The sequence below is a fragment of the Helicobacter sp. CLO-3 genome, from assembly GCF_001854545.1.
Taxonomy (GTDB): domain Bacteria; phylum Campylobacterota; class Campylobacteria; order Campylobacterales; family Helicobacteraceae; genus Helicobacter_B.
In genome coordinates, this window is sequence record NZ_MLQN01000055.1 from 1 (window position 1) to 7629 (window position 7629).

Annotated in this window: 10 protein-coding genes; 9 read left to right on the plus strand and 1 reads right to left on the minus strand. The window is 46.7% G+C overall.

From position 1 onward, the window contains the following. The 5 genes from BKN38_RS09725 to BKN38_RS09745 all read left to right on the plus strand — a co-directional run. The coding region (locus tag BKN38_RS09725) for a TonB-dependent receptor domain-containing protein (RefSeq protein WP_371113563.1) at nt 1-2227 on the plus strand (2227 nt) is incomplete at its 5' end. Nucleotides 2228-2732: 505 nt separating this feature from the next. Continuing rightward, nucleotides 2733-3104, plus strand: a complete 372-nt coding sequence (locus BKN38_RS09730; RefSeq protein ID WP_143000282.1) for a hypothetical protein — start codon at nt 2733-2735, stop codon at nt 3102-3104. A 917-nt stretch (nt 3105-4021) separates the two neighbouring features. Beyond that, the gene (locus BKN38_RS09735; RefSeq protein WP_066458274.1) at nt 4022-4234 is read left to right on the plus strand and encodes a hypothetical protein; all 213 of its coding nucleotides are present in this window, start codon (nt 4022-4024) and stop codon (nt 4232-4234) included. Next, on the plus strand, nt 4231-4755 hold the full coding sequence (locus BKN38_RS09740; protein WP_082942690.1) for a multidrug efflux SMR transporter: 525 nt from the start codon (nt 4231-4233) through the stop codon (nt 4753-4755). Before BKN38_RS09735 ends, BKN38_RS09740 begins: the two co-directional genes overlap by 4 nt. Next, a complete protein-coding gene (locus tag BKN38_RS09745) occupies nt 4752-5069 on the plus strand; it encodes a multidrug efflux SMR transporter (protein ID WP_066458272.1) in 318 nt (105 codons plus the stop codon). The genes BKN38_RS09740 and BKN38_RS09745 overlap by 4 nt, the downstream gene beginning before the upstream one ends. 338 nt (nt 5070-5407) lie before the next feature. On the opposite strand, the gene BKN38_RS10800 is transcribed toward BKN38_RS09745, so the two are convergent. Next, nucleotides 5408-5599 (minus strand): hypothetical protein, encoded by a 192-nt coding sequence (locus BKN38_RS10800; RefSeq protein WP_143000283.1) that lies wholly within the window; start codon nt 5597-5599, stop codon nt 5408-5410. 28 nt (nt 5600-5627) lie between these two features. On the opposite strand from BKN38_RS10800, the gene BKN38_RS09750 reads away from it, so the two are divergent. The 4 genes from BKN38_RS09750 to BKN38_RS10460 all read left to right on the plus strand — a co-directional run. Further along, on the plus strand, nt 5628-6458 hold the full coding sequence (locus tag BKN38_RS09750) for a hypothetical protein (RefSeq protein ID WP_143000284.1): 831 nt from the start codon (nt 5628-5630) through the stop codon (nt 6456-6458). Between the two features lie 10 nt (nt 6459-6468). Beyond that, the gene (locus BKN38_RS09755; protein WP_066458268.1) at nt 6469-6927 is read left to right on the plus strand and encodes a hypothetical protein; all 459 of its coding nucleotides are present in this window, start codon (nt 6469-6471) and stop codon (nt 6925-6927) included. Nucleotides 6928-6997: 70 nt separating this feature from the next. After that, the gene (locus BKN38_RS09760; RefSeq protein WP_143000285.1) at nt 6998-7414 is read left to right on the plus strand and encodes a hypothetical protein; all 417 of its coding nucleotides are present in this window, start codon (nt 6998-7000) and stop codon (nt 7412-7414) included. Nucleotides 7415-7495: 81 nt separating this feature from the next. Further along, nucleotides 7496-7629, plus strand: a 134-nt coding sequence (locus tag BKN38_RS10460; protein WP_143000286.1) for a glycosyltransferase family A protein, incomplete at its 3' end; no start/stop codon positions are given.

Consider the following 7629-nt stretch of genomic DNA (forward strand, 5'->3'; position numbering starts at 1 on the left):
CAACACAACCAGCGCCAGCAATGCAACCAGCGCGAGCGCAAGCGACACAAGCGCAAACACCGACACCCCCAAAACCATAGCCGAGACCACGCCAGCCGACAGCACGAGCGGCCAAAACACAAGCGCATCCACAAATAACGATGACCTCGAAACGCGCGACCTCGCTAGACAAGTCGTCACCGCCTCCGGTTACGCGCAAAGCCTGCGCGACGCACCAGCGAGCATTAGCATCGTGGATAAAGAAGACATCCTCTCTCGCCCTATCCGCGACATCGGCGATGCAGTGCAAGATGTCCCCGGCGTCTATGTCGAGGCAGGCAAAACCGGCGGCAACACCATCTCTATGAGAGGCCTCGGCTCCGCCTACACGCTCATCCTCATCGATGGCAAACGCCAAAATGTCGCACAAGGCTTTGATGCCAATGGCTTCAGCGGGACATTCACCTCATTTATGCCTCCACTCTCCATGATAGAGCGTATCGAAGTCATCCGCGGACCCGCATCCGTCATCTATGGGAGCGATGCGATGGGCGGCGTTATCAACATCATCACCAAAAAGCACACCGACAAAACCACCTCTGGCATGCAGCTAGAATCCAGATTCTCCCAGCACCCAGATACCTTTGGCAACATTTTTGGCGGCAATGCCTATGTCACCACGCCCCTTATCAAAAACCTGCTATCTCTAAACCTACGCGGTGGCTATCGCTATGGTGACCAAAACTCATTTCGCCGTCCAGAAGGACATAATAGCACCAGCACCAACCCCTACACTTCGCACTCCGCCGCTGGATATACTAGCTGGAATGTAGGCGGCAGGCTCGCATGGACGCCAGATTCGCACAACTATCTCTATCTAGATTCTGAGGCGTATTATACGCGCGCAGGGACGCTAAATACTGGCCAAAACCAATTTGCAAGCATTAGAGATTTTTACAAATTCAACCACATACTAAGCCACGAGGCTGATTATAATTGGGGGAAAATCTCTACCTATCTGCAATACTCCCAAACACTTTGGGCAAACCATGTGCAAGATAACCCATATCGAGGCACAGGCACAAGCGGTGCTGGTGGATTGTATCCTGGGCGTGTGAGCGGCGACTCTGTCAATTGGGCTGGGTCTATGAGAGAAAACAAAGATATAGTGCTACAAACAGCATATCAAAACACCTTTGATTTCAACCGCTTTGGCGCATTGATATTTAATGGCGGGTTTTATTATTTTTGGGAAAATCTGCTAAACCGCAGCACTAGCTTCGAGCGCGCTATGAATCAATACACCGTGTTTGCAGAAGGACAATATGTCATCAATGACTACATCTCTACCACCTTGGGCTTGCGCTACAACTACTCTGATATTTTTAGTGCGATACCAAACCCGCGCTTTTATGTCAATGTCAATCCTACCAATTGGCTAACGCTAAAAGCTGGTGTGGCAAGCGGTGTAATCGTGTCAAATCTATCGCATCTATACAATGGATACACTCCTCCGACTACCGGCACTACTTACGCATTTGGCAATCAAGATTTGCTCCCAGAGACCAGCTGGAACTATGAGCTAAGCGCATCTATGGAAAACCGCTATGGCTCGCTTATCATGACAGGGTTTTTCACCGATTTTAGTAACCAAATCCAGACGCTAACCATAACAGGCTCTGACCTCTGCACCAGCGTAGCTGGAGCAAATGGGACATGCACCCAGCCAAGAAACATAGACCGTTCTATAGCAGCAGGCGCAGAAGTGGGACTAAAGGTGAAGCCGATATATGGATTTTCCATGGATGCCAACTATGCCTACACATACACCGAGCAAAGAAGCGGCGCACTCATCGGCGAACCGGTGAACTCTATCCCTCAACACAACTTCACCATAAAGCCAGAATATAGATACAAAGGCTTTAGTGCATATATCCGCTGGCAAGGTAGATTCCGCACACCAACGCAAGCAGCGGGCTCAAACGCTAGATCAAATGTCCGCGAGGTCGTAGGCATGTGGTATAAAGACTATCAAGTGGTGGATCTTGCTTTGAGTTATAAATTTACCAAAAATATTAGCGCGACATTTGCGGCAAATAATATTTTTGATGTGAATTTTGTGGATTATACGCTGTATGATACCACTTCCAATAATGGTGCAGTTACTGTAAATGGCGGATATCAAAACCGCTACCAAAGAATACTGCCAAGCAGAAACTACTGGCTAACGCTACGCATAGACCTATAATCTATACGGGCTATGCGGGGCAAGTCCCTATCTGGGTTAATCCCGCTGACCTCCAAAACGCGCTGGATTTAGCCCCGCGCGATAAAGCGGATTCCCAATCGGATTCTAATCCCTGCGTGGATTTCTAATCCAACGCGCAACTTCTGCAAGCCCCGCTTTTTGTCATTGCGAGCCGCACTTGTGCGGCGCGGCAATCTATAAAATGCGAGTTTTGCAAAATTTGGATTCTGCCACAATCGAGAATCTATAACCTTTTTCTTTAGATGGATTGCTTCGCCTTGCTAGCGCAAGCCTCGCAATGACGGGTTGCGACTGCTTGTTTTTTGCGTCATTGCGAGCGGGCTTGCCTGCAAAGCAATCTATAAAAAAAGCGCAGAATCTAGCAAAATTTGGATTCTGTCATAAAGTGAGAATCTAAAATCCTTTTTTCTTTTATAGATTGCTTCGGATTCTGCGAATCCTCGCAATGACGAAAGAAGGCTTTTGTTCTGGGATTTAAAAAATTTTGCCTAGTTTGGGATTTGGATTCTGCATAGATTCTCGATGTGGAATCTATGCAGAATCTAGGATATGCGCTGACGCGCGAATATTTGATTTGACTGAAAATTTGCAAAGCAAATTTTGGATTCTGGCAAATTTTGCAAATCCGCCAGAATCTAGGTTTGGCGCTGACGCGTCGCTATCTCGATTTACGCAAAAATCCCTGTGGATTTTTGGGATTGCTATTATTAATCATTTAATATTGAATAGATTGCTTCGTCGCTTCACTCCTCGCAAAGCGTTAGCTTCTTTAGTAATGACGATTTTGCCACTATTTGCGTTTTCTGTCATTGCGAGCGGGCTTGCCCGCGAAGCAATCCATAAAGACATCGCGTAGAGCTTAAGGCTCAATTCTGTCTAAAATTAGATTCTGTCATAAATTCAGAATTCACCCCTTTTTTAGATGGATTGCTTCGTCGCTTCACTCCTCACAAAGCGAGCAGAGCGAGCTTCTTTAGTAATGACGATTTGCGGATATCAAATTGATTGCAGAATCTAAGTTGGCTTATTTTCGTCATTGTGAGGATTCATAGAATCCGAAGTAAAGCGTCAGCCTCTTAAGTAATGACGATTGAAAAATTACAAATTGCTTGCAGAATCTGATTTGCGCTATCTGTCGTGCGGTGCATGGCGGTAGTATTACCAAATGTTTGTCAAAATGCATTAAAATCTTGCGCTTTGGTTGGGGGCGTATTTGGTGCATTTTGGGTTGAGGCTAAATCAAAGACGCCAGAGTGCAAACGCGCAAATTAAGTCACAGCGCAAGCATGCAAATCAAGTCATACATAAAAATAAGCCAAACAAAACCAAGCAAAATAAATTAAATCAAGCAGCAAAAAACTAGCCAAGCAAAAATAAGCAAAATGCCAAAAAAAGGCCAGCTAGCCAATAAACTAAATTGCAAAATTGGCATAATTTTGCTGGCGTTTTTAGGGCATTCTAAAATAAAATAAATCAAACAAAAGGCCGGCCAAGTAAAAATAGACAAAAATAAAGCAAACAGCGAGATTGGCCAAGTAGAATCAGGCAAAAACGAGCAAAACAAACCAAATACAATAAACCAAAAACAAGATTAACCAAAAAAGACTAGCCGGTCAAAAACTAAAAGTCGCAAAAATGACATGATTTGCGCGAGTTTTGGAATCTTTGCGAAAAGCCAATCAAAAGCGCCCAAATCAAATCAGACAAAACCAAGCGAAATAAAGCGAAACTAATCAAAACAAAAAACAAAAACCGCCAAAAAGGGAGCGAGACATGGCACAAAACAAAAGTAATGCAGAATCTCTCAAAAAAATAAAATCTGCTGGCGAGGCAGAATCTTCCGGTAAAGTAGAATTCACAAACAAGGCAGAATCCAAAAGTAAAATCCACAGCAAAAAAGCAGAATCTTGCGCTCAAACAGAATCCCAAAGCAAAATAGCCAAATCAAAACTCACAAAAAACTCAACCAAAAGGAGCGTCGCATGAAAAACCAAAACCAAAGCAAAGCAGAATCCGCTGGCAAGGCAGAATCTTCCGGCAAAATAGAATCCACAAGCAAACCAGAATTTCCCGGTAAGCCAGAATCCGCTGGCAAAGCAAAATCCCCCATCACGCCAAATATCGCGTGGGCGCTGGTGATTTTTGGCGGATTTATTGAGTGTTTTTGGGTGAGCGGGCTAAAGCACGCCGACAGCTTCCCGCTCTACATTTTCACAGGTGTAGGCATCCTCATATCGTTTTATTGCATGATATTGGCGACCAAAGCGCTAGAGGTGAGCGTGTGCTACGCGGTGTTTGTGGGGATAGGCACGGCGGGCGTGGTGATAAGCGAGATGCTAGTCTTTGGCGAGCCATTTTCATGGGTGAAGCTAAGCCTCATCGCCTTGCTCGTGCTAAGCGTGATAGGGCTCAAATTCGCCAGCCGCGAAAACGACGACAAAACAGCGGACGCGCTAAGCGAGAATCTAGGCTTGGATGACATCGAGAATCTAGGAGGCGCGCGATGAGTTGGGTGTTTTTGGTGCTTGCTGGGTGCATGGAGATTCTGGGCGTCATCACGATGAATAAGCTGGTGACGACTGGCAAAAGGATATTTTTGCTGGGCATTTTGCTGCTTTTTATGGTGTCGTTTGGGTTTTTGTCGCTGGCGATGAAAGACATCGCTGCTGGCACGGCGTATGCGATATGGACGGGCATCGGTGCGGGCGGTGGCGTCATCGTGGGCGTGCTGTTTTTTGGCGAGAAAAAAAGTGTGATGAAGCTAGTTTTTGTCGCGCTGATTTTGGCTTGTAGCGTGGGGCTGAAGCTGGTTTCGGCGTGATTTGCGCGCGTGCTGGATGTGGTGTCATTGAGGTGTCGTTTTGAGGCATCGCTTTGAGGTGTTGCTGAAGCCTTGTTGAAGTGTCATTAGATTTGTCGATATATAATGCGGCTTTTGTGGTTTGCATCGCTATATATAAGCAAATCAAACGCGCCACCAAATCAAGCGCGATGGCAAATCAAACGCGGCAATAAATCAAAACGCGCCAGCGGCTAAAGCGAGCGCGAGAATCCTTAGAATCTATAGTCGCAGAATCCAAATCCCAAATCCAAAAGGATGCCAATGCCAAACAAGTTTTTAAAAGCATCGTTTTTAAGCGCTTTTTATAAAAGCCCGCTTTATCGAGCGGTTTTAGATTCTGGCGCCTTGCGCGTTTTACACACATCGCCCACTTCGCGCCCCTTGCGCGCATCACACATTTTATACATATCACACACTTTACGCCCCTCGCGCACATTTGCCGCACTCTTACTTGGCGCGTTTGCTTGGTGCGCGCTCGCGACCCACTCCAGCGCACTAGAGCCGCGCAAAGGATTCTATGGTGAGGGCACCATAGATATGAGCTATCTCTTTTTGCAAAACGCCGCCACCAGCTCCAGCGCGCTGCCTAGCGGTATGGGCGGCGAGGCGGGATATGTGTTTGGCAATGTTTTTAAGCTTGGGCTTTTGTTTGACATACATTCCTCGCCGATGAGCAACAAAACCAAAGGCTTCGTCATCGCCAACCCAAGCGTGACCAACCCAAACATGCGCTACGCCGGCGCAAAAAACTACACCGAAATCGATTTCGGGCTGAAGCTAGGGCTAAACCTAGCATCCAAAAGCCACAGCAAAAGTATCTACATAAATAGCGGAATCCAAACAGGCACCATGCAAATGGGCGCAATCGGCGATGTCTCCGCGGTAACCTCAAGCATCACCATCCCCATAGAAGTGGAGGGCATCATATATCGCAGCGGCGGATTCTATGACGCGGGCGGGGCGGGCTTGATGAGCGGATATGCGGGCGCAAATGGCGCTGGCGCTGGCGGGTCGAGCAGTTTTGGTGCGGATAAGTTTGGATTCTACTATCTTGCGGGCGTGGATTTGATGATGATGAACTACACATTTCTCACACCAGAATCCAACCAAGCAAAAAGCGATTTCACCGCCACCTACGCGCTAAAAGCGGGGCTAGGATTTTCATACAAGCTAAGTCGTCGCGCGCGATTTTTCACCCGCCTCATCGCCAAATACACCGCCCTGCCACAAAGTAGCACCGCCACGATAACTACCAATGCGGATTCGCCAAGCTTCAATGACTCATTTTTGCCAAGTATGAGCTCTAGCGTGTATTTCCCCAAAGGCAGCGCGCTAAGTGTGCTGCTAAAAATCGGCGTGGGATTCTAGGGGGTGCAACATGAAAAATAAATGGATAAAAAATATGTGGATGAGAAATATGCAGATAGGAACTATCGATAAACTAGCCCAAAAACCAACCCAGAATCTAGCCAAAACATGCGCGAAAATATTTTTGCTTCTAGCCACTTTTTGCGCGCTACACACCGCGCTACACGCGCAAAGCACTCAAGAAAGCCCGATAATCAAAAATGGATTCTATAAAGCCATCGGCGTAACTACGGGGTATTATTACTATGGCGAGGTGGATAGGCGCGGCAATGAAGTGATGCATCTAGATATGAATCCGCTAGGCATATATGGGAATCTAGGATATGTGTTTTCGCGCGGGCTTAGGCTTGATTTTTGGCTGGATATCAATAGCGCGTTTGGAACATACACCGGCGGCATACTTGATACTGGCAATGCCGAGCGCGATGGCCAAGCGCTAAAAACTAGCATGGCTAATATGTTTTTTTGACTCCAAGCTTCGCGCAGGCTATGATCTGCTCGCATTTACCGAGCGTGCGAGCGCGTATCTGCAAAGTGGTTTGGGGTATTATTTCAACTGGACGAATTTATATATACTTCCGCGTATGCAGGGCTATCTATACATCCCGCTTGAGCTAGAGGGGCAGATAGTGCTCGGGCGGCGCTGGAGTCTAGACTACAAAGGCGGGTATAATCTCTTTTTGCTAGGCAATCATCTCACAAATGGCACAGGTGCTGGCAATAGCGGCTCGCTTGATACGCTGCAAAAGCATGGCTTTGGCGCGAGTGGGAAGATTGGCGCGTCGTTTGTGAGCGCGCAGGGCTTTGTCAATCGATTTGGCGTGTCGTATGATTATTGGAGTATCGAGGCTTCTGACCCTGCCACGCTCACAGACTATACCGGAAGCGTCGTGAGGCTCTATGAGCCCAAAAACCAAACGCATATCATAAGGCTTTATTATGAATTTGGGTTTTAGGCTCTCGGGGCTTTGGGATTCTAAAATAATGTGATATTATTGCGGTCTTAAACTTTGCTAAAATATTTTGAAGGACAGCATATGCAAACCCAACCCACCAACACAAACCCAAAAGTCGCCATCATCATCCCAATCTACAATGTCGAAAAGTATCTTAGAGAATGTCTAGATTCTGTATGCAATCAGACATATAAAAACATATCAATAATCCTCGT